At 53.1% G+C, this 21,794-nt stretch carries 25 protein-coding genes; 24 read left to right on the top strand and 1 reads right to left on the bottom strand.

The genetic code is table 11. The features are described from left to right. The 22 genes from FDX19_RS19735 to FDX19_RS19840 all read left to right on the top strand — a co-directional run. The coding region (locus tag FDX19_RS19735) for a DNA topoisomerase III (protein ID WP_249357573.1) at nt 1-1,629 on the top strand (1,629 nt) is incomplete at its 5' end. Nucleotides 1,630-2,075: 446 nt separating this feature from the next. Beyond that, nucleotides 2,076-3,221 carry a YadA-like family protein gene (locus FDX19_RS19740; protein WP_170974408.1) on the top strand — a complete coding sequence of 382 codons (1,146 nt, stop codon included), beginning with the start codon at nt 2,076-2,078 and terminating at the stop codon, nt 3,219-3,221. Between the two features lie 87 nt (nt 3,222-3,308). After that, nucleotides 3,309-3,455, top strand: a complete 147-nt coding sequence (locus FDX19_RS19745) for a Com family DNA-binding transcriptional regulator (protein ID WP_137384038.1) — start codon at nt 3,309-3,311, stop codon at nt 3,453-3,455. Nucleotides 3,456-3,496: 41 nt separating this feature from the next. Further along, complete coding sequence (locus FDX19_RS19750) at nt 3,497-4,723, top strand: DNA cytosine methyltransferase (protein ID WP_137384039.1); 1,227 nt, start codon at nt 3,497-3,499, stop codon at nt 4,721-4,723. Between the two features lie 152 nt (nt 4,724-4,875). After that, nucleotides 4,876-5,160, top strand: a complete 285-nt coding sequence (locus FDX19_RS19755) for a hypothetical protein (protein WP_137384040.1) — start codon at nt 4,876-4,878, stop codon at nt 5,158-5,160. A gap of 133 nt (nt 5,161-5,293) precedes the next feature. Next, nucleotides 5,294-5,782, top strand: a complete 489-nt coding sequence (locus FDX19_RS19760; RefSeq protein WP_137384041.1) for a hypothetical protein — start codon at nt 5,294-5,296, stop codon at nt 5,780-5,782. Nucleotides 5,783-5,888: 106 nt separating this feature from the next. Further along, complete coding sequence (locus FDX19_RS19765) at nt 5,889-6,476, top strand: TIGR03759 family integrating conjugative element protein (RefSeq protein ID WP_249357576.1); 588 nt, start codon at nt 5,889-5,891, stop codon at nt 6,474-6,476. After that, nucleotides 6,452-6,982: a transglycosylase SLT domain-containing protein gene (locus tag FDX19_RS19770; RefSeq protein ID WP_137384043.1), complete on the top strand. Its 531-nt coding sequence runs from the start codon at nt 6,452-6,454 to the stop codon at nt 6,980-6,982. Before FDX19_RS19765 ends, FDX19_RS19770 begins: the two co-directional genes overlap by 25 nt. Before the next feature lie 26 nt (nt 6,983-7,008). Next, nucleotides 7,009-7,500: an integrating conjugative element protein gene (locus FDX19_RS19775; protein WP_137384044.1), complete on the top strand. Its 492-nt coding sequence runs from the start codon at nt 7,009-7,011 to the stop codon at nt 7,498-7,500. Next, nucleotides 7,497-9,608, top strand: a complete 2,112-nt coding sequence (gene traD / locus FDX19_RS19780) for a type IV conjugative transfer system coupling protein TraD (protein ID WP_137384045.1) — start codon at nt 7,497-7,499, stop codon at nt 9,606-9,608. The genes FDX19_RS19775 and traD overlap by 4 nt, the downstream gene beginning before the upstream one ends. Further along, nucleotides 9,601-10,302, top strand: coding sequence for a TIGR03747 family integrating conjugative element membrane protein (locus tag FDX19_RS19785; RefSeq protein WP_137384046.1), 702 nt, complete (start codon nt 9,601-9,603; stop codon nt 10,300-10,302). Before traD ends, FDX19_RS19785 begins: the two co-directional genes overlap by 8 nt. Nucleotides 10,303-10,449: 147 nt before the next feature. Then, nucleotides 10,450-10,761, top strand: coding sequence for an RAQPRD family integrative conjugative element protein (locus tag FDX19_RS19790; protein ID WP_170974409.1), 312 nt, complete (start codon nt 10,450-10,452; stop codon nt 10,759-10,761). Then, nucleotides 10,758-10,991, top strand: coding sequence for a TIGR03758 family integrating conjugative element protein (locus FDX19_RS19795; protein ID WP_137384048.1), 234 nt, complete (start codon nt 10,758-10,760; stop codon nt 10,989-10,991). The genes FDX19_RS19790 and FDX19_RS19795 overlap by 4 nt, the downstream gene beginning before the upstream one ends. A 27-nt stretch (nt 10,992-11,018) precedes the next feature. Next, nucleotides 11,019-11,357 carry a TIGR03745 family integrating conjugative element membrane protein gene (locus FDX19_RS19800; RefSeq protein WP_249357574.1) on the top strand — a complete coding sequence of 113 codons (339 nt, stop codon included), beginning with the start codon at nt 11,019-11,021 and terminating at the stop codon, nt 11,355-11,357. Then, nucleotides 11,357-11,713 (top strand): TIGR03750 family conjugal transfer protein, encoded by a 357-nt coding sequence (locus FDX19_RS19805; RefSeq protein ID WP_137384049.1) that lies wholly within the window; start codon nt 11,357-11,359, stop codon nt 11,711-11,713. Before FDX19_RS19800 ends, FDX19_RS19805 begins: the two co-directional genes overlap by 1 nt. Continuing rightward, on the top strand, nt 11,710-12,348 hold the full coding sequence (locus tag FDX19_RS19810; RefSeq protein WP_137384050.1) for a PFL_4703 family integrating conjugative element protein: 639 nt from the start codon (nt 11,710-11,712) through the stop codon (nt 12,346-12,348). Before FDX19_RS19805 ends, FDX19_RS19810 begins: the two co-directional genes overlap by 4 nt. Continuing rightward, nucleotides 12,348-13,187 (top strand): TIGR03749 family integrating conjugative element protein, encoded by an 840-nt coding sequence (locus FDX19_RS19815; protein ID WP_137384051.1) that lies wholly within the window; start codon nt 12,348-12,350, stop codon nt 13,185-13,187. Before FDX19_RS19810 ends, FDX19_RS19815 begins: the two co-directional genes overlap by 1 nt. Continuing rightward, the gene (locus FDX19_RS19820; RefSeq protein ID WP_137384068.1) at nt 13,187-14,593 is read left to right on the top strand and encodes a TIGR03752 family integrating conjugative element protein; all 1,407 of its coding nucleotides are present in this window, start codon (nt 13,187-13,189) and stop codon (nt 14,591-14,593) included. The genes FDX19_RS19815 and FDX19_RS19820 overlap by 1 nt, the downstream gene beginning before the upstream one ends. Next, nucleotides 14,593-14,994 carry a TIGR03751 family conjugal transfer lipoprotein gene (locus FDX19_RS19825; protein ID WP_137384052.1) on the top strand — a complete coding sequence of 134 codons (402 nt, stop codon included), beginning with the start codon at nt 14,593-14,595 and terminating at the stop codon, nt 14,992-14,994. The genes FDX19_RS19820 and FDX19_RS19825 overlap by 1 nt, the downstream gene beginning before the upstream one ends. After that, on the top strand, nt 14,994-17,696 hold the full coding sequence (locus FDX19_RS19830) for a conjugative transfer ATPase (RefSeq protein ID WP_137384053.1): 2,703 nt from the start codon (nt 14,994-14,996) through the stop codon (nt 17,694-17,696). Before FDX19_RS19825 ends, FDX19_RS19830 begins: the two co-directional genes overlap by 1 nt. A gap of 137 nt (nt 17,697-17,833) precedes the next feature. Beyond that, nucleotides 17,834-18,634, top strand: coding sequence for an RES domain-containing protein (locus FDX19_RS19835; RefSeq protein WP_137384054.1), 801 nt, complete (start codon nt 17,834-17,836; stop codon nt 18,632-18,634). An 803-nt stretch (nt 18,635-19,437) separates the two neighbouring features. Beyond that, nucleotides 19,438-20,004, top strand: a complete 567-nt coding sequence (locus FDX19_RS19840; RefSeq protein WP_137384055.1) for a hypothetical protein — start codon at nt 19,438-19,440, stop codon at nt 20,002-20,004. Between the two features lie 26 nt (nt 20,005-20,030). Here FDX19_RS19840 and FDX19_RS19845 read toward each other — a convergent pair whose 3' ends face one another. Further along, the gene (locus FDX19_RS19845; RefSeq protein WP_137384056.1) at nt 20,031-20,267 is read right to left on the bottom strand and encodes a hypothetical protein; all 237 of its coding nucleotides are present in this window, start codon (nt 20,265-20,267) and stop codon (nt 20,031-20,033) included. A gap of 170 nt (nt 20,268-20,437) precedes the next feature. Here FDX19_RS19845 and FDX19_RS19850 point away from each other — a divergent pair, with 170 nt between their 5' ends. Next, on the top strand, nt 20,438-20,851 hold the full coding sequence (locus tag FDX19_RS19850) for a TIGR03757 family integrating conjugative element protein (RefSeq protein WP_170974410.1): 414 nt from the start codon (nt 20,438-20,440) through the stop codon (nt 20,849-20,851). Beyond that, nucleotides 20,848-21,777: a TIGR03756 family integrating conjugative element protein gene (locus FDX19_RS19855; RefSeq protein WP_137384058.1), complete on the top strand. Its 930-nt coding sequence runs from the start codon at nt 20,848-20,850 to the stop codon at nt 21,775-21,777. Before FDX19_RS19850 ends, FDX19_RS19855 begins: the two co-directional genes overlap by 4 nt. The last annotated feature ends 17 nt before the right edge of the window (nt 21,778-21,794 follow it).

Consider the following 21,794-nt stretch of genomic DNA (forward strand, 5'->3'; position numbering starts at 1 on the left):
ACGCTGACCGATTTACCGATTATTCCGGAGCAGTGGAAGATGGTAGTGAAGCCCGCGACAAAAAAACAATTCACGATTATTCAGAAGTTGCTGAAGAAAGCCTCTTCAGTGGTGATAGCGACTGATGCCGACCGGGAAGGCGAAATGATTGCCCGCGAAATTCTCGATGCGTGCAAATTCCGGGGGCCGGTTTCCCGGTTATGGCTCTCTGCGCTGGACGATGCGAGTATCCGCAAAGCATTAGCTACGCTAAAACCTGGCGAAGCAACAGAATCGTTGTACCTGGCGGGGCTGGGCCGCGCCAGAGCGGACTGGTTGTGCGGGATGAATCTCACCCGTCTGTATACTTTGAAAGGGCAAAGACCAGGGCAGAAGGGTAGTGTATTTTCTGTCGGTCGAGTCCAGACACCCACGCTGAATCTGATTGTTAACCGTGACCAGCAGATAGCCTGCTTTATCCCTCGCGACTACTGGACGCTGACCGTCGCGCTGAGCGGTCAGAATACCCCGTTTCAGGCGCAGTGGCTGGCACCTGAAGCGATATGCGATGAAGAAGGGCGCTGTATTAACCCGTCAGCGGTGGAACGGGCATCAGCGGATATCAGTCGCACCAGGCTGGCCCATGTCATCAGCACGGAAACGAAGCGTATCAAAGAATCTGCGCCTCTGCCATTTGACCTCGGGACCCTGCAACAGGTCTGCTCAAAAAAATGGGGCATGGGGGCGCAACAGGTACTGGATGTTGCACAAAGCCTGTATGAAACGCACAAAGCCACAACTTATCCGCGCACTGACTGTGGATACCTGCCGCTGTCTATGCTGGCCGAAGTGCCGCAGGTCTTCAGTGCCCTGCAACAGGCAGATCCGGCATTAAAACCGTTGCTGGCACAGTGCAATAGCCAGCAAAAATCCCGTGTCTGGGACGATAAAAAAATCACTGCTCACCACGCGATTATCCCGACAATGCAGCCCGCAGATATCAGCAAAATGAGCGAGGATGAACGTTGCGTTTATGACCTGATACGCCGTCATTATCTGGCGCAGTTTCTGCCGTTGTATGAGGCGGACAAAACGCAGATGCAACTGGAATGTGCCGGGCATACGCTGGCAGCCGCCGGAAACGTGGTTGTCACGCCGGGCTGGAAGACACTGTTCAGTGAAGATAAAAGTGAGATGGATGAGACTACACAGTCACTTCCGCGACTGGCGGGAAACACGCAATGCACTGTTACCGGCGCGAATATCCGGGCGCAGAAAACCAGACCGCCTGAGCATTACACGGAAGGGACGCTGATTGCGGCGATGAAAAACGCCAGTCGGTTTGTCACCGACGAACGACTTAAACAGCGTCTGAAAGAAAGTGCCGGTCTGGGAACCGAAGCGACCCGTGCAGGAATTATCGAGACGTTGCTGAAACGTGGGTATATCCGCAAAGAAAAGCGACATCTGATAGCCTCTGACAGTGCGATAACGCTGATGTCCATGTTACCGGACATCATTAAAGATCCCGGAATGACAGCGCTCTGGGAACAGGCGCTGGACGATATTGCGGCGGGTAAGCTCCCGCTGGCGGTATTTCTGCAAAAACAGTCGGTATGGATTTCGACGATGGTCACACAGGCCCGGTAATCACATTTTCCTTTTATTCCGGTATTGAATTGGCGACCTCCAGGTCGCCAGGCATCAGGCAGAATATGCGGACATGGCTGATGTAGCATCCTGCCTTGTGCCGGGGCCGACCGGCAACCAAACGGAGCCGTTTGTGCGAAAGCGCCATGTTCTCGATCCGTATCCCCGTAAGCGGATCGGTATGGTCAGTAAGGCTATACCGGGGGATTTGGTTGTTCCACTTTCTGTTTTTATTTTTCCATTCAGGTGAATACCTGCCAGCGCCGTTCTGCGGCGCTTTCCTTTATTCCTGCGATTTCTCCAGATTGCCTTATACAAATAGTTATTAAATTATTCGAACCGGAATTTTATTTTCACGTTGGACTGTTTTCTTTCTCCCTGTTAACTACACCGACCCGATGAGGGGAATGTATTTAAATCAGGCAGAGCAAGTTAATGAGGCCAGAATGAAGATATCAAAAACCGTCATAGCCACAGGATTATTATCGCTGCTGACATCAACCTCCGGGGTATGTGCAAATACCTGTACCGGAGACTGTGGCAATGTTCATGTTTATGGAGATAAAAATACATTAATTAATCAGAACCCCGATCCTGACTCATATTACAGTCTGGTTATCGGTGAGCACAATAACGCTGAGAACAGCGACCACATGATTGTGACCGGTGATTTTAATGAGTTTAAGGATGTCAGCAAATTTTCAGTCGTGTCTGGTGGGCATAACACCATCGCGGATGCGGCCAGAACGTCGCTGGTGGGGAATGAAAACAACGTTTCAGGAACTGACACAAATGTCTTCGGGAGCCAGAATAGCCTGACGGGAGATAATTCCGCGATTTTTGGCTCAGGCTCCAGTGTTGCCGCGGAGAATGCCATTGCTATTGGCAATAATTCAACCAATGACCGGGATAATACCCTGTCGGTAGGAAGTGAGGGTAACGAACGCCAGATAACCCATGTCGCTGCGGGAACAGCGGACACGGACGCCGTTAATAAAAAGCAACTGGACGATATGTCCACCTCTGACCGTCGTTACACCGACGACAGAGTGACTACAGCAGAAAATAACGCCCGTCAGTATACCGATACTGAAATCAGTCATCTGTCGTCTGAGATGACGCAGTATGTCGATAATTCGGCTGACGGCACCTATAAAAAATCAGCAGACTACACGCGTACCACTGTCCAGGAGAGCAGTGCGCAGAACATGAAATATACGGACGCGGTATCGGCAAAAACACTCGAGCAGGCCAATACCTGGACTGATAAACGGTTCAGTGAATCCGTGGCATGGACGGATACGCAGATTAATAATGTGAACAATCGGGTTGATCGTCTTGATAACAAAATTGATGACAACCGCCAGCGAGCGTCAGCCGGTATTGCCGGGGCGATGGCGATGAGTACCATTCCTCAGAATCTCAGTTATGACTTCACGTTTGGTATGGGAGTGGCTAATTTTGACTCTGAGCAGGCGATGTCTGCTGGTGGTTATTATAAAGTCAGTCCACACGTCGTCGTTTCATTAAAAACCTCCTATGACACACAGCACAATACAGGCATTGCAACGGGTATGAGTCTGGGCTGGTAGCGAATAAAATATGACGGGCGGTATATGCCGCCCTTTATTAAAATGGAAAATGTTCTGAATAATAATTATTAATTCGGGTGAAATATTATGGAAAATCAGCAAACCGAAAAACAACTACGCTGTGGGCAATGCCAGCGCCTGCTCGCAGTAGCCACTCAGTTCTCCAGCCTTCATATCAAATGCCCGCGCTGTAAAACCCTGAACCATTTCACCCATAGCCATCGAGCTTCCTGACCGAATGCCATAAGAGCATCCCCGCCGTCCGGAGGGGAAAATTGAATACAAAAATATACACTTACGGCTCTGTCTGTAGCGGTATCGAAGCCGTCAGCGTAGCCTGGCATAACCTGCCATTCAGAGCGCTCTGGTTCAGCGAAATCGACCGATTCCCGTCTGCGGTTCTCACGCACCGCTGGCCGGATATTCCTAACCACGGCGATATGACACTGCTGGCGGATAAAATTCGCACCGGTACCGTTGTTGCCCCGGATATTCTCATCGGCGGCACACCCTGTCAGTCCTTCAGCGTGGCGGGAATGAAACTGGGACTTAACGATCCGCGAGGCCAGCTTACGCTTTCGTATATCCGGCTGGCTGACGCTATTGATATTAAACGCGCAGAGGAGAATAAGCATGGCGCACTCATTCTGTGGGAAAATGTCCCCGGCGTCCTCAGTGATACCGGAAACGCTTTCGGTCACTTCCTTGCCGGACTGGCTGGTACAGATGTTCCCTTTACTCCCGGAAAACCGCCCGCCGCAGGCAAATCATCGACATTCTGGCGCTGGTCGAAAAAGTATGGTCGTCATATTCCCAAATGGCCCCGTGCAGGTTGTGTGTATGGCCCACGCCGAAATATTGCATTCAGAGTGCTTGACTCTCAATACTTCGGACTCGCCCAGCGACGCAAGCGTCTGTTTGTTATCGCAAGTGCTCGAGAGGACATCGATCCCGCCGAAATACTGTTTGAGTTCGCGGGCCTGCGCCGGGATAGTGCGCCGGGCAGCGGCACACAGCCATCCGTTGCCGGTTCAGCTCCAGCAGGTACTGGAAGCGAAAGCCGGCTCTACAACAAACAACGCATAGGGGAATATGCCGCCAGTGACATCAGCAGCACCTGTACCGCCAGCGATTACAAAGATGCGCACGATCTGGTGGTCTTTCCCGCTACCTGCATAGCTGGTAATACGATTGATCGCATGGAGAAAAATGGCTGGAATCGAGTCAGACTGTCAGAAGAGTTGTGCTACACCCTTGATACGTCCCATACGGCGCACGCCGTGATCCACCGTTATGACGTCCGTCGCCTGATGCCGGTGGAGTACGAACGATTACAGGGATTTCCTGAACACTACACACGTATCCCCTGGCGGGGGAAACCAGAACAGGATTGTCCGGATTCGCCACGGTATAAAGCTCTGGGCAACTCGATGGCAGTTCCGGTGATCCGTTGGCTGGGGGGGCGACTCAGTGATTATTTACTGACCCGTAATGAATTATGACCCGCCTGTTTCTGGCTGGCGATTTCTTATTTATCCGGATATGAGTTCTTTATTCATCGTTGTTCCGGGAATTGTTTTACTGCTCCGGCAATCTGCTGTCGCCGACAGCGCCCTTTAGCGTCAATCCCTTTATTTTCCCGGAGCATTATTATATGAATAATGAAAATTACCAGGCGCAGCTGAATTTTCTGCGTAATGCTGAAATGCAGGCGGTCCAGTCTATGTTGCTGACGGCATTACAGCATGGTTTTCAGCTTGATGAGTTAATTACGCTGGCACAAAAATACGACACCAGTGCGGCGCTGATGGAATACCGTAATGGTGAATGTTTTGTGCGTTACGCCACGTCTGACGGGTATTTTACCCGTAATTTTGGGGTCCATTACCAGCAGGCGAATGATTTTGCAGAACAGTTTGATACCTGGTGGTATCAGTAATCAGCATTATGTATCGCTGACGCTCTCCGGGGCGTCATTTTTTATTCCCCGGATTCAGTTTACTGCGGTTATTTCCTGTTAATTTTTCCATGCTGTCCCGGCCTTTATTCGTCTATTCGCCGGAGAACATATTATGCGAAAATATTTATTCTTATCCGTCGCTGCCACAACGGTACTTTTGCTGACAGCCTGCACCCCTGAACCGGTTACCAGACCTGAATCCGCTCCGGTTATTCTGGCCTCACCGGCACCTGTTGAACTGGTCCATACCGCACGCTACACACTGGCGAACCTCACTCCGGACGAGGCGCTTCGCTATCCATTACGCCAGGTGGTGAGTCATGCGATCCCTGAACCCCAAAAAAGCCGGAAAGCGCCGACGCGTGGTGATGCCCTGCACGTATGGCTGACGGGAACCGGCTACGGTCTGTGCCTGCCTGTCACCGGAGAGGCCAGACAACTGTTCAGCAGTCCTTTGCCGGATATTCAACGCTCACCAGGACCATTGCGTGTTGATGATGCGCTGAAAGTGATTGCCGGCCCGGCATGGGCAATGACGGTAGATGAAATCACGCGCACGGTCTGTTTCACCTCTGTGTCAGCCGTTCATAGTCTGAGCTGAGGTGAAACTGATGAAATTTAAAAGTCTGGCACTTTTGCTGGCGCTGGCGACACCTCTGGCACAGGCCGAAAATGAAACGGTCTCCACTGTTCAGAGCAGCACTGAGATGCGGCTTTCCTCACAACCCGCTGCACAGCAGTGGGGACTGACGCAGGAAGAATGGAGCCGTTATGAAGCGCTGAAACGCAGTGAGCGCGGTATCTGGTCGCCGTCGCTCGACCCGCTGACCACGCTGGGTGTTGAAGCCACTACTGATGCGGAGCGTCGGAAATATGCCGATCTGCTGGTGGAAAAAGAGTCCCGGCGGGTGGAGAAGGAACTCGCCTTCCAGCGCGCTTATGATGCAGCCTGGAAACGCCGTTTTCCTGGTCTGGTGCCTGTTGCGGTGGCCTCGCCGGACAGGAGTTCGCGGCTGGCGGTGTTTGTCCGGGAAGACTGTCTCTCCTGTGATACTCGCCTGAAAACGCTGCTCAGTGCCGGAAACCCTCTGGATATCTGGCTGGTCGGCAGCAATAACGATGACAGTCGTCTGCGACGCTGGGCGGTTGCGCAGCATATTGATAATGCGCGGGTACAGCGTCGGGAGATCACGCTGAATCATGACGCTGGTCGCTGGCTGCACTACGGGCAGGGCAAAATGCCGGTGGTTCTGGAAAAACAGGGGGATTCATGGTTACCCGTTTCCGCACCCTGATATGGTTGATTTTGTTGTCCCCTCTGACGACTGTTCACGCCGCACAGGATATCCCCCCAGGCTACCGACAGGTGGCGAGGCAGGCCGGTGTTCCGGCTGATTTATTGTATGCAATGGCGCTGACCGAAAGTGGCTCCCTCGTACCACAGGGCATCAGGCCGTGGCCATGGACGCTGAATGTCGCCGGAAAAGGCTACCGTTACTCAACCCGTCATGCGGCCTGTAGTGCCCTGAACCAGTTTATGCGTACCACGAGCCCAAAGCGTATTGACGCCGGACTGGGGCAAATCAATATCGGCTGGAATGGACACTATTTTGCCACGCCATGCGACGCACTGACGCCTTACCTCAATTTGCAGGTCGCCGCCCGCTTACTACGTGGTCATTACGACCAGTGGCAGAACTGGCAGGAAGCTACTGGACGCTATCACCATCCGGCGGGCGGTAAACCTGCACAGCGCTATCGCACAGAAGTACTTCGCCATCTGCAAAAACTCTCCTCATGAACTAATATAAAGAAGGAATTCATGACATGCTGAAAATCATCATTTCCGCTTTACTGTTTTCATTATCCTGCGCCAGCTACGCTGCGCTGACAGTTGTGGCAGACTTCGGCGGCGAGTCTACTGCACCGCTGTTTGAGGCCATTACGCCGCCAGATGATGAGAATAGTTCGCCTGTACAGGTTGTTCCGCTGGAAAGTGCGGTGTTTCCGGTGGTCTCTTCCCGTCTGCATCCTGGTGCTGTCATCTCCCGGCCGCTATCCCTGCCGGGGATGACGCCGTTGTTTATTCTGGGGGATGACCCGCAGTCGGTCCACTGGCTGGCGCAACAGCGTGCCACGCTGAAATCCCTGAACGCCACCGGTCTGGTAGTGAATGTGGCTTCGGCTGATCGTCTGGAAAAACTGCGTCAGCATGCTGATGGCCTGACGCTGCTGCCCGCAAGTGGTGACGATCTGGCTGTACGTCTGCAACTGGATACGTATCCGGTGCTGATCACCGATTCCGGGCTGTCGCAATGAGTCATCGCCATGTGATTGAAGCGCCACTGCGTCCGGCAGTGGAATTATACAGTGCTGCCGCCGGGCTGGCGGCGGGGGTGGTCTGCCTGGCTGCGCCGTGGTCGGTGATGCTTGCCCCTTCCGTCAGCTATCCGCTCGCGGGGGGATTTTTGCTGTTCGCCGGTATTCGTGCCCGGCAGGGGCTGACTATTTTGCGCTATCGCCGCAATATCCGACGTCTGCCGCGTTATGTGATGACAAGCAGCCTGGTCCCCGTCAGTCGCCACAGCCTGTTTATCGGGCTGGGCTTTCGCTGGGAGCAGAAACATACCCAGCGTCTGCACACCTGCCGACGACCGGAGGTGGCGCATTACATTCATCCCGGCTGGTTTTATCGTCAGGCCCGCAGTCTGGAGAAGGCGTGCGAAAGCCGTTTACCGGCTATGCGGCGTATTCTTTCCCGCGACAGCCCGCTGAATCCGGTACGCCCGTTGCCGCCTGTTGGCGGCAGCGCGTTATTACACGGTATTGAGCTGAATGAAACCGATGTGACCCTGCCTCTGAGTGAACGCGTCGGTCATACGCTGGTGATGGGCACCACCCGTGTCGGTAAAACACGGCTGGCTGAAATTTTTATTACCCAGGATATCCGGCGCGGTGAAGTGGTCATTATCTTTGACCCGAAAGGCGATGCTGACCTGCTGAAGCGGGCATATGCCGAGGCAAAACGCGCAGGGCGGGAAAACGAATTCTATGTATTCCATCTTGGCTGGCCAGATATTTCCGCACGCTATAACGCTGTGGGTCGTTTCGGACGAATATCCGAAGTTGCCAGCCGTATCGCCGGACAGCTTTCCGGTGAGGGAAATTCGGCGGCGTTTAAAGAATTTGCGTGGCGGTTTGTGAACATTATTTCCCGCGCCCTCATCGAACTGGGACAGCGTCCGGACTACCTGCAAATCAGCCGTCATGTCATTAATATCGACGACCTGTTTATCCGCTACGCACAGTACTACCTGCCAAAACATGAGCCAAAAGCGTGGGATGTGATAGCGCAGATGGCCGATAAGGTGAACGACAAAAATACGCCACGCAATTTACAGGGGCGGGATAAGTATGTGGTGGCGCTGGAGCAGTATCTTGCCGCTACCAAAATTTATGACCCCATTCTTGATGGCCTGCGCTCAGCGGTGCGCTATGACAAAACCTATTTCGATAAAATTGTGGCCTCTCTGCTGCCCCTGCTGGAGAAACTCACCACAGGCAAAACGGCGCAGCTACTGGCCCCGTCTTATAGCGATCTTGATGACCCGCGGCCGATTTTCGACTGGCAGCAGATTATCCGCAAACGCGGTGTTGTGTATGTCGGGCTGGATGCGCTGTCCGACAGTGAAATCGCGGCTGCCGTGGGTAACAGTATGTTTGCCGACCTGGTAAGTATTGCGGGTTATATCTATAAATTCGGCGTCAATGATGGCCTGCCGGGTGGCGATAATCCGGCCAAAATTCCGATCAACCTGCACTGTGACGAGTTCAACGAGTTGATGGGCGATGAGTTTATTCCGCTGATTAACAAAGGGGGCGGCGCAGGGATTCAGGTGACCGCCTATACCCAGACACTCTCTGATATTGAGGCACGGATCGGCAGTGCTGCCAAAGCGGGCCAGGTCATCGGCAACTTCAACAACCTGATTATGCTGCGTGTGCGTGAAACCGCCACAGCGGAGCTGATGACCGGTCAGTTGCATGAGGTGGATGTCCTGACGAACACGGTGATTTCCGGCGTCACCGATTCGTCTAATCCGGAAACCGGGACGGATTTCACCAGTAACACGCAGGACAGGGTGAGTTCTGTCAGCGTACCGCTGATTGATCCGGCGGCGCTGATACAGCTTCCGAAAGGTCAGGCATTTGCCCTGCTGGAAGGCGGACAGTTGTGGAAAATCCGTATGCCGCTGCCTGCTGCGGATAACGATGACCTGATGCCGGACAGTATCACGCAGCTCGCGGAATATATGCAGGCGAATTACCACACCGGTGAGCAGTGGTGGAATAACGCTGCCGTACCGGATACCGATGTGGATCATTCCGCACTGCTTGACGCATTACAGGAGGGGCTGAATGAGTGATACTCCGGTTCAGAACAGTAATCCACCGAAAAAAGGGCTGATTGCCACGCCGCTGTCATGGCTGGGGAAAGCCAGCGCTGCGCTGATTGGCTCCCTGTTTTTCAGCCTGATGGTGGAGTGGCTGGGTATTGCATTTCTCTGGCCCGAACAGGGGGCGGAACACAGCCATTTGATGATGAACGAAGAGTTAAGCTGGTTTGCTGAAAATGTGACGCACAGCCTGCTGATGGCCGATCCTGCCGGGAAACTGGAAATTATTCTGCACCGGACCTGGCAGTGGATTTTTGTCGATACCGGATTTATCCCCTGGCTGGAACAACTGCGGAGTAAACCAGGTAATGAATGGGTTTACTGGATCGATACTTACCTTCAGGCTTCGGTATATATCACGCTGACTTTTGTACTGCGGGTGTTTATTCTGCTGCTGACGGCCCCGCTGTTTCTTCTGGCTGTGCTGGTGGGGATTGTTGACGGGCTGGTGCGGCGCGATATTCGTCGATTTGGCTGCGGCTATGAATCCGGGTTTATTTACCACCATGCCAAGCGGTCGGTCATGCCGGTATTTTTCCTGGCGTGGGTTATTTATCTGTCCCTGCCATTTTCTGTTAATCCTTGTTTTGTTTTATTACCCGCCGCATTATTTTGTGGCCTGACGGTCAGTATTATGTTTGGTCTCTTCAAAAAATATATGTAACGACTCAGTCAGAAAATAAATAATTATTAAATCCCTTTTCTCCGGAGAAGGGACTTTTGTTTGTACCAGAAAAACAGTTTATTGCGGACTGAATATAACGGTCCCTGCATTCTGATGCTCTCCCTGTTACTGGCCCGGAGCATCTCTGTGAAACTTATTCCTTATCTGTATTTGTCTGGCATCGTGCTGGCGGGCAACGCCCTGGCGGCGCCTGCCTCTGAATCTGCCACGTTATCCCTGTTGCTGACCCAGCTTGATATGCTCGACGCCACGCTGAAACGTGCGGAGAGCCAGTCATCCGTCGCCCCTGGCGAACGCTTTTTCTTTGATTATCCGCAGGCTCATGCCGATATTCGCGCCGTTCGTGCGGGTCTTGAACAGTATCTGACGCCTTCCCGCGCCCAGCCACAGCCGGTACTACCACTGGCCGGGCAGTACCGGCGGGAGAGCGTGCAGTGACCGACGCACAAATCACCGCATTCCAGGCGGGCAGCAGCGCAAAACCCGCTGAGGTAAACCTGCTGTTTCTCGGCCTGCTTTGCGCAGCACTTTTCCTCTGGGCTGCGTGGGTCTGCCTGCGTTCATTCCGCGCCTTCTCAGCCGGCAATCTCTCCCTGAAACAACTCGGCGGCATAGTTGCCCGCACCGTGCTTCTCCTGCTGGTCAGCTTCTGGCTGGTGCTCAGCTAATTCTCTCTTCTGCAAAGGAAAATCCCCATGATGAAAAAAACGGTTCTGCGTTCCCTGATGCTCTCTGTTCTCGCTTTTTCTGTTTCCGCCCGCGCCGACCTGCCCACGATGGAAGATCCTTCCCGTGGTAAAGGCTCAGGCATCATGGACACGCTGAAAAACTACGGCTACGACATTGTGATCCTGCTGTCGCTGGGAATATGTGCCGTTGGTTTTCTGGTGGTCGCCAACAGCTGCATTACCACCTATTCAGAGATCCAGGCGGGTAAAAAACAGTGGAAAGACCTGGGCGCGATGGCGGGGGTTGGAGCCATTCTGTTGGTGATCATCATCTGGTTGCTGACTCAGGCGGGAGATGTTCTGTAATGACACTGACCATTGAGTTTCTCCCGGACCGTCTGAACCGTGAGCCAGTGGTGTTTCGCGGTATGACGACATCAGAACTGTTTATTGCGCTGAGTGGTGGATTTGCTGCTGGTCTTATCAGCGGGATTTTTCCCGCCGCTGTAGTGGGGATCTGGGCACTCATACCGACGGGGGCTCTGGCTGGCGCGGTGCTGGCTATTCTGGTCGGCGGTAAGTGGCTGGCACGTGTTAAACGTGGACGCCCTGATACCTGGCTGTACCGGGCAATGGGAGCCTGGTTTTCCCGCCACGGTTACGGCGATGCCAGACTGGTGCAGAAAAGCGCCGTGTGGGTTATCCGCAGGAGTGCAAGATGAGCCAGTTCAAACATGCCCTCGCAGCACGGGACGCCCACATTACGACCCTGAGATGGGTTATCGGCCTGATGCTGCTGGTTATCGCGGGTCTGTGGTATGGCTGGCAAAGCGCACCGCGCAACCTCACCATTCATAATCCGCCCGATCTGCGTGCAGGCAGCACCCGTCCATGGTGGGAAATCCCGCCCGGACAGGTTTATGCCTTTTCCTTCTATATTTTCCAGCAGCTTAATCGCTGGCCCGTCAACGGCGAGGAGGACTACTCACGTAATCTCAGTGCGCTGACGGCCTATCTGACGCCCGCCTGCTATGCGCAGTTTGAAGGTGATTACCGCCAGCGTCGCGACCGGGGTGAACTGCGTGATCGTGTGCGCGGGGTGTATGAAATTCCCGGCAGGGGATTTCATAACAAACGGGTGCAGGTGCTGGACCGCGACCGCTGGACGGTGACGCTCGATTTGACGGTGGATGAATACTACCGCGCCGAACCCGTCAAACGCGCCTTAGTACGCTATCCACTGAACATTGTGCGTTATGACGTGGATGCGGAGAAAAATCCCTGGGGGCTGGCGCTCGACTGTTTTGCCGGACAGGCACAGAAACTGGAAGCGGCTGCAACAACGGAGGTGAAATAATGAAATTGCATCTCAGATATTGTCTGTTTTCCCTGCCGTTACTGGTCTGCCATAGTACCGTTAATGCTACTGAGCTGGTGCAGTGGCAGCGTCTGCCGTTACCTGTCGAACTGCATACCGGGCATGAGCGGGTGATTTTCGTTAACCGTAACGTGCGTGTTGGCTATCCGGCTGAACTGGACGGCAAACTGCGTATACAGAGCAGCGGCGGCACGGTCTATTTGCGTGCAGCCGAAGATTTTCCCGATACCCGCCTCCAGCTATTCGATATGGACAGCGGCGAACTGATTTTACTGGATGTTCGTGCGACTGGCGGAGACGAACTGGAGCCGCTGGAACTGCGTTATGACGATACGGTCTGGCGCAGCGATGTGGTTATGGAGGAGGAAACGAAAGAGCAGACCCGGACCACCATGCAGGAAGAATACACCGGACCCGTTCCGGTGGTACTCACGCGTTATGCCGCACAGATGCTTTATGCGCCGCTGCGCACGGTGGAGCCGGTAGCGGGGATCTCGCCGGTGCAGGTACGCCTGGCGACGGCTGTCACCACGCTGTTACCTGGTGAATCGGTGACTGCCACCCCGTTGAATGCGTGGCGACTGGGGGATACCACAGTCACTGCCATTAAGTTGCAAAATCAGAACAAAGGGCGTGTTGACCTCGATCCCCGTGCATTGCAGGGGAATTTTCTGACGGCAACATTTCAGCACAGCTGGCTGGGTGCGCACGGCACGCCGGAAGACACCACGGTGGTGTACCTGGTAACGGATGGCAGTGCGGACAACGCCATCCTGCCGGAGCCTGTCACGGAAAAGACGACGAGGGGGGATAAGTGATGCAGCTTAAGGCCAACAGCCTGCTGAAAATTCTCGTCCCGTCACTGCTGCTCGGCGCAGGTTTCATTGGACTGAAAGCCTGTCGTACCTCCGGCAGTGAAACGCAGGCAGCGGACAGCACCGTGGTGGCCGACCTGACCGGCGATGAAATGAAGGCGCTGGGCATCGACGGCGATACACCACGCGATACGGTCGCCACGCTGGTCGGACAGATGAAACAGTACCGGGCTGAGATGGAGGAAATGCGCACCAGCAGCGCCGCGCTGCTGAAGGAAAACCAGCGGCTGCGCGAACGGGATACCAGTGTTGAGGGGCGCATCAACAGTGCCATCAGCCGCGAGCGGGAGAACTTTAACAGTGAGCTGAAACAGCAGCAGACCTCCATGCTGGACAATTTTCAGCAAAAGCTGAATCAACTGAGCCAGAAATCGTCGCTCACTGGCGGCGATATTCCTCCCGGTCTGGGGCTGGATAATCAGGATGTCCCGGCAGGAAGTGTACGCTGGGTGGAGCCTGCGGATGCCAGACCGGTTGACAAGCGCGGACAATCTGCCGCTTCTGGCGTGCAGTTTCCGTCGTCTTTCGGCAACGCCGGAGACAATGCCATCAGCCAGCAGAAGAAAGCCTTTCTGGAAGTGGTGAAAGGTGAGAGAGCCATTGAGGAGGCCACACCGGTTTATACCCTGCCGGAAAACAGCACACTGACCGGTTCAGTGGCGATGACTGCATTGCTGGGGCGGGTGCCGGTCAACGGCACGGTGAGCGATCCGTACCCGTTTAAGGTGCTGATTGGCAGAGATAATCTCACTGCCAATGGCATTGAATTACCGGATGTCGAGGGTGCGGTGATTTCGGGCACGGCGTCGGGTGACTGGACGCTTTCCTGCGTGCGCGGTACGGTTCACAGCATGACGTTTGTGTTCCGCGACGGCACCATTCGTACCGTACCGTCTGCGGGAAACAAAGCCAACAGTGACAGCAACAAAGGACAGGGCAGCGAAATTGGCTGGCTGTCTGACCCGCACGGTCTGCCGTGTATTCCCGGTGAACGAAAATCCAACGCCGCTGAATATATCGGTTCGCAGTTCCTGCTGGCGGGCTCTTCCGCGGCGGCAGATGCGTTTGCCAACGGGCAAACCACCACCACCGTGGAGGGCGGTTCGGTGACGTCTGCCGTGACTGGCAGTAGTGGTCAGTATGTGCTGGGACAGGCGCTGGGTGGCGGGCTGAAAGAATCTGCAGACTGGTTTAAACAGCGCTATGGCCAGATGTTTGATGCGATTTACGTCCCTCCCGGTCACCCTGTCGCCATTCATATCACCCGGCAAATTCCCGTCGATTATGAGACGCAGGGGCGCAAAGTGAAGTATGTGCAGGCCTCTGCCAGTAAAAGGAAACTGGACTGATGAAAAACAATACTGTTCCTTTATCCATTATTCCCCTGCTACTGGCACTGGCCGGATGCAGTACCTCCCAGGAAGACCTGCTGCCCGTGGATAAGGACACCACCATGATGAGTATCTGGGGCAAGCAGACGGGGGGCAGCAATACGCTGTATGACCAGCGCAGCCAGCTTCGCCGTCCGTTGACAGAGATTTCAGTGCAGGAGCAGCAGAGTTACACCCGCACGGCAGAAAATGAGGTTCAGGCACAGTTTAAACGCCTGCCCAACCCCGATATGACGATGTATGTTTTTCCGCATCTGACCGAAGGCGAAAACGTGCCAGTGCCTGGCTATACCACGGTATTTCCGCTCCATTCCCGCACACATTATGCGCTGCCCGGTGAACGCACGGAGGCGCTGTGATGAGAGAGAATACAGCCCGATCACGCACCGGAAAGCTGACGCAGCAGGCCACAAATGCGGCATACCAGAAAGGCCCGTCATTTGCTGATTTGCTGCCGTGGGTGGAGTTTCAGGACGATTCGCAGACACTGTTACTCGACGATGGCCGCTCAGTTGCTGCTGTGTACGATATCACGCCAGTCGGAACGGAAGGGCGCTCGCAGCAGCATCTTGCTGAAATCCGGGATATTGTAAAGGATGCGCTTCAGGACAGTTTTGACGAGCTGGACAGCTCTCCGTGGGTGGTGCAGTTTTTTTGCCAGAACGAGGATGATCTCAGCAGCTATATGCAGAAGCTGCGCGATTATGTGATGCCTGCGGCGAAAGGCTCAGCATTCAGTGAAGCCTGGCTTGCTGAAATGGACCATCACCTGCGCGGCATTACCCGCTCAGGTGGACTGTTTTTCGATGACGTCGTGACGAAAACGCCGTGGCGCGGTCAGCTTCGTCGAACCCGGATGGTGATTTACCGTTACCTGCCTGCAAAATCCGCGCACGGTGATCAGACTCCGGAGCAGGCGCTGAACAACGTCTGTGAACGGGTCATTTCTGCGCTGGCGGGCGCAGGTCTGGCGGTACTGCGCCAGAATCACACCGACATCCGGCGCTGGCTGGTACGCTGGTTTAATCCGGCCCCGCCAGTGAGCAATCGGCAGGCGTTTTACGAAACGGTCACGCAGCCTGAAGAATATGACGAGAATTCGCCACCACTGTTGTCCGACTTTGCCGAAAACCTGTTGTTCAGCGAGCCGGTATCTGATGCCCGGAATGGCGTCTGGTATTTTGATAATCGTCCTCACAAGGTGATGGTCGTTGATCGCCTGCGCAAAGCCCCACAAATCGGGCATCTTACCGGGGAAACCCGCAAGGGTGATGGTATCAATGCGCTTTTTGACCTGTTGCCTGAATCCACCGTGATGTCACTGACGATGGTGGTACATCCACAGGATTTGCTGGAGGCACATCTCAACCGCTTATCCGACCGCGCTATTGGTGAAAATACTGAATCGGAGTACACAAAATCTGACTGCCGTGATGTCAAAACGTGGCTGAAAGATGGCCATAAGATGTACCGCTCCACGCTGGCGTTTTACCTGTCGGCGGAAGATATACTGACGCTGAACAGGCAGAGTCGCGAGCTGAACAGTGTGCTGCTGAACAGCGGTCTGGTGCCAGTACTGGATAGTGATGAAGTGGCACCACTCAGCAGTTATCTGCGCTGGCTTCCTGGAAACTTCGACCCGTCACGCGACAAGCGCAATCTCTATACGCGGTTCAATTTTGTCCAGCATATCGCTAACCTGTTGCCCATTTTTGGCCGGGAAACCGGCACCGGGCATCCGGGGATCAGCTATTTCAACCGGGGGGGCGCACCGCTGGATTTTGACCCACTGAACAAGGATGACCGGGCTAAAAACGGTCACCTTCTGTTACTGGGGCCGACTGGTGCGGGTAAGTCTGCGACGCTCAACGGTAAAATCGCGCAACTGATGGCATTACATCGCCCACGTCTGTTTATTGTTGAAGCCGGAAACTCATTCGGCCTGACGGCAGATTATGCGAAACGCTATGGCCTGACCGTCAACAAAATCAGCCTTAAGCCGGGTAGCGGCGTCACCCTGCCACTGTTTGCTGATGCCTGGAAACTGGTGGAACAGCCGGTCAGCGCTGATATTCCTGATGATGAGGAGACACAGGACGGCGATGACCAGCGCGATATCCTGGGCGAGATGGAAATCACCGCCCGCCTGATGATTACTGGCGGTGAGGTGAAAGAGGATGCACGTCTCACCCGTCCGGATCGGGCGATGATAAGGCAGGCTATTCTGGATGCGGCCAGGACCTGTTATCAGGCAAAGCGCCAGACGCTGACGCAGGATGTACGCGATGCGCTGTTTACTCTGGCAAAAGACCCGACGTTGCCAGAAAACCGTCGCAGCAGGGCATATGAAATGGCTGAGTCCATGAATATGTTCTGTAGCGGCTTTGAAGGGGAGCTGTTCAACCGGGAAGGCGAATCCTGGCCGGATGCTGATATCACGCTGGTGGACCTGGCGACATTTGCCCGCGAAGGTTATGAGGCCCAACTCGCCATTGCCTATATCTCGCTGATTAACCATATCAACAATATCGGCGAACGCGACCAGCATCTCTCCCGCGCCATCGTCAATATCACTGATGAATCGCACATCATTACCGTTAACCCGTTGCTGGCGCGGTTCCTGACCAAGGGCTCCAAGATGTGGCGTAAGCTGGGTATCTGGTTATGGCTGGCAACACAGAATCTGTCGGATTTTCCGGACGATGCGAAGAAACTGCTCAACATGATTGAATGGTGGGAACTGCTGGTTATGCCGCCCGAGGAAGTGGAGCAACTGGAGCGATTTAAAACGTTGACGCCGGAGCAGAAGCAGTTGTTGTTGTCTGCCACGAAAGCGTCCGGGAAATATACCGAAGGAGTGGTATTAGCGACGAAAATAGAGGCGCTGTTCCGGGTCGTTCCTCCCAGTCTGTTTCTGGCGCTGGGGATGACGGAAAAGCACGAGAAAGCGGAGCGTGCGCAACTGATGCGTGAGCAGGGGATCAATGAGCTGGATGCGGCTATTCAGGTGGCAAGACGAATTGATGGGCTCAGGGGGTTGAGCATATTAGGTTTGGTCTGAGTTGGCATAGTCACAGGTTGATACCAGTGTGATCTTCTGTTTCATATTTTAATCAGTCCGTTACACGTACTCACGAAGATAACTATGTATAATCCCGCAACACATTTTGTGGGGTTATATTGAGGATTGTTTAAGTTATGTCGATGAATATCGTTTCTCCAGAAGAAATAGCAGATATTTGCAGAAGAATAAGAGAATCAGGCGATCAGCGCTTTATTGCCGAAGGTTACATGTTTTTATTAGCTCAGCTCCCGGTGGGCTTTCACGATGTAACAGAGACAACGTTATGGCGAGCAAGAAAAGCTGATGAAGCTCATCCTGAAGGATTTGACTATATTCAGGATATTATTTATCCGCCAGCCCAGTTTGCTCAGACGGGGCGACTTAATAATGAAGGTGAGTCTGTACTATATGCATCTGTCAGCAACCATGGCTGTCTTGCAGAGATTGGTGCCATACCGGGGGATAAGGTTCAGGTGGCTGCATTTAAGCTACGATCTGAGCATAAATTGCACTGTGGTTTTGTCGGCAGTATTGTCAGGGCTCATAAGTGGAATAGTGAATACTTTACACGGGTCCAGAAAACGCTGGAACCATTTACTGAGGAGCAAAAGACCAGCATATTTCTTATTGATAGCTTTCTGGCGGAAATACTTGCTGATGGACGGGCTAGAGAGAATAACTATTTGCATACGACAACGCTCGCTGATGTCCTCAGAGGAGGAAGAAAACAACCGGATGCAATTGTTTATCCTGGAGTTGAATCTGTTGGTGCTAAAAACTATGCCATACACCCTGATGCAATGCTTAAATTTAATATTCCAGACATTTATTTTATTGAAATAACTAAAAGGTACCCTTACGGATTTTATGAATGGACAGTGCTTCGACAAAGGGAATGTTGTGATAATGGGCAAATTATCTGGAAAGCGAGATAAGTTAACGAATGTTTTTTCTGGCTTGTAATTGCTAATACTAAGGATCTCCGCTCTATATTAACAGAGCGGTTTACGTATTCTTCTGGTTTGGAAAATTGCGTTAAGTGAGGTGTTTTTGTTCCGGAGGGAGCCTGAACTGTTACTGTCTGTTGTTGAGAGGAATAATTTGAAAAATCCGTACGTGCATAATGAGTGCATACAGGAAGTAAGTGAGTTGAATCTGGTTGATCAGATGGAGAGATAAATTGACGTAGCCTGGATTTTAACTCCAGGTCAGTATGTCGGAATATCGATGGACAATATGGCATTATTTATCTTGATGATAAATATGAGAAAGTGTTAGTTGATGGAAAAATAAACATTTTTATAAAATTATTAAATGCGATGCGAGTATATAAGATATTTTTTTCTATTACCTTCGTATCTCATTTCCGGGGAGTGAAATAAAACGGTTGCGTAGCCTCTCTGGCCAGTCTGATGAGAGAAATAACCCTTCCGGTTTACCCGCTTTCCCCTTGGTGTAAATCGCCATGACGGGTAAGCGTACTCAGGGTACTTTTCCCTCGAAAAGACATACAGTTGCCCTCTGAAAATAAAAGAAATATTTTATTTATCGTTTTAACTTCAGCATACTGCACTGACTATGGTTGATGGGTTAGTATAATTCATTATAAACGGTATGTCGTTGTGGCTGGTTACTTTGGTGTCGGCCATGTAAAAAAGGGCAAGTGCCATGGTAACGGATGGCGGCTTACTCTGCCGTTGCTATGATTAGTTCATCTTCCCTTTGTGGAATGTTTGTCATGTCGTATCAGTTCACAACAGCGATGATTTACAACCGTGGAGCCCCTCCAGTTGCATTTCTGGATGAGTTAGTGATGTGGGCGAAGTTTGCTGACGATGATGTGTTTACGCCAAATGACAACATCGATATTTATGCTAAATACTCTCCAGTTCTCGGTCCGTGGACAACATTATCTCAGCGAAAAGCCGGAATGATGGAAATACTGCGGGTTCTGGCGGGTTATGAAAGTAGCTGGTCATGGCAGGCCGGAGCAGATTCGGACAATCCAGATCACAGTCCGGAGACAACCGAAACAGGGATTTTTCAGGTGTCAGCAAACTCAATGGCGTTTGGCGATCTGGAAAAACGCGTTTTCCTGCGTTTTGGCAGTACCGACCCCGATATTTTTATCCGGGAAATGAAAACGGACACGTTTTTTGCCATTGACTATGCCGCCAGACTGCTGCGACTGACGATTAAGGCCAACGGCCCGGTGTTGCACGATGACCTCGCCTCAGATGATAAGCGGTATCTTCATCACTGGCTCAGTCCGTCTGCAATGAACGAATTTATGGCGCTGATTTAACCTCTGCAGAGGCCGCTCTGGTCAGGCTACGGGGCGGCTTTATACTCGCAGATATAGTCAAATCCCTTTTGCGAAAGAATATCCACTTCCTGCGGAACTTCTTCCAGGAGTTCTTCAAAATACAATTCCAGCAACGCATCGCCCGCGCCATCTTGCGTCAGAAACAGGTCAAATGCCTGCACGGGCAGTTGTTGTCCTGGCTGAATATCATGCGCAGCCGCTATCATTAAAACGCTGTGTGCCAGCGAACTTAAATACATCATTCACTCTCCTCACCGTAAATCGTTCATGTAACACAATGCTGTAGTGTACCGCCCTTCCGGGTTGACCTGTTTGTGAATTTTCCTTCATTTCCGGAATTGATTTGTCTGCTGTTACTGGTATCGCTTCCGCATTAAATCTCCCTGACCATCTCATGATTAAAGGGGAAAAAATGCGCTTACGGACACATCTTTCTTTTATGTTAACTACCGTACTGATGACTTCCACCGCGATGGCTCAGACGGTGGTTTACACCACGCCGCAATATCCTGTCGCAGAGCCGCAATCCGGTGTGCTGGTGCAGATTCTGGAAAACATCCATTCGCTGGAACAGCCACTGTTTCCAGTATTGTCGGATAACCCGGTCGTTGCAGAACAACAGGCAAAACAGCGAATGCAGCAACCAGACTGGCAGGCGCAGGAAGCGCACCTGAGCCGTGCGTATCAGGCGCTGCTGGATGCGCGGATGCTGAATATCGCGAAGGTTCCGGCGGTGGTGTTCGATGATAAGCTGGTGGTTTATGGCACCACCGATGTTGCTCTGGCACGGCAGAAGCTGGAAGCATGGCGGGGGCAGCGGCCATGAAATCACTGCGCGCATTTATCCCGTCGTTATTGGCAGTGACGCTGCCTGCCATCGCTATCACCACGCCGCAGATTATCGCCTCCTCACTGTCGTCGGACTGCCTGCAGTATCGTGTCGTTGGTATCTGCTACTGGTTGTTGTGTACGCCGTTCGGGTGCACGGTCAGAACCTCCGTGAAGGTAAAACACAATATCCCGGAACTGGTCGTTTCCTCCTACAGCCACCCCGGCGATAATTCGTGGCGTGAAATGGCGCTCACCGATGCAGGGGCCTCCGGCACGCTTGGCGGTGGCGACACCAATCCCCGTATCACCAACAGCAAAACCAAAATCCGCTACAAGGATGCTGCGGCCATTGGTCATCCTGCGGATGCGGCATTTTTTAAGTTTCTGAGTGCATATGGTTACAGTTGCAGCAGTAATGTGGTGCCGTTCCAGCCCTATTTTCTCAGTGTACTGGACTCGCTGGCATGGCGCAGCGGTGTCCCGGAAATGCTTTATCCGGAGGCGTTAACGCCGGGCTTGCGTGAAGTCGGGCAGGCCGGCGACCTGTGGGGCAACGTGTATCCCCGCGCCGGTGCGCTGGGGCAGACGCATGACTATAAGGCCGGTGCCGTCGTGGCTCAACGCACTGCCGATATTGTCACCCGCACCGGGCAGATTCATGTCTATCTGCCGCTCATTTCTTCTCCCCGTCCAGGTTACTGGCCTCCGTCACCGGTACAGGAGGGCATCCCCGGCAACCATGCCTGGCAGATGCTGACTCCGTCGATGAGCATGAGCTGTGCCATCTTTCCCGATCGTTCCATCACTGACACATACGCGGACAGGCTTTCCAGCGATGGCAGCTACGCCTGGGCGCTCTGGCGTCCGTATTCCTGCTGTCAGCGCCGTGGGCAGACCCTTCTCGGCAGTACCGGAGGCTAAATCACTATGAAATCACA

It is taken from the genome of Citrobacter sp. wls619, assembly GCF_005281345.1.
GTDB lineage: Bacteria > Pseudomonadota > Gammaproteobacteria > Enterobacterales > Enterobacteriaceae > Citrobacter.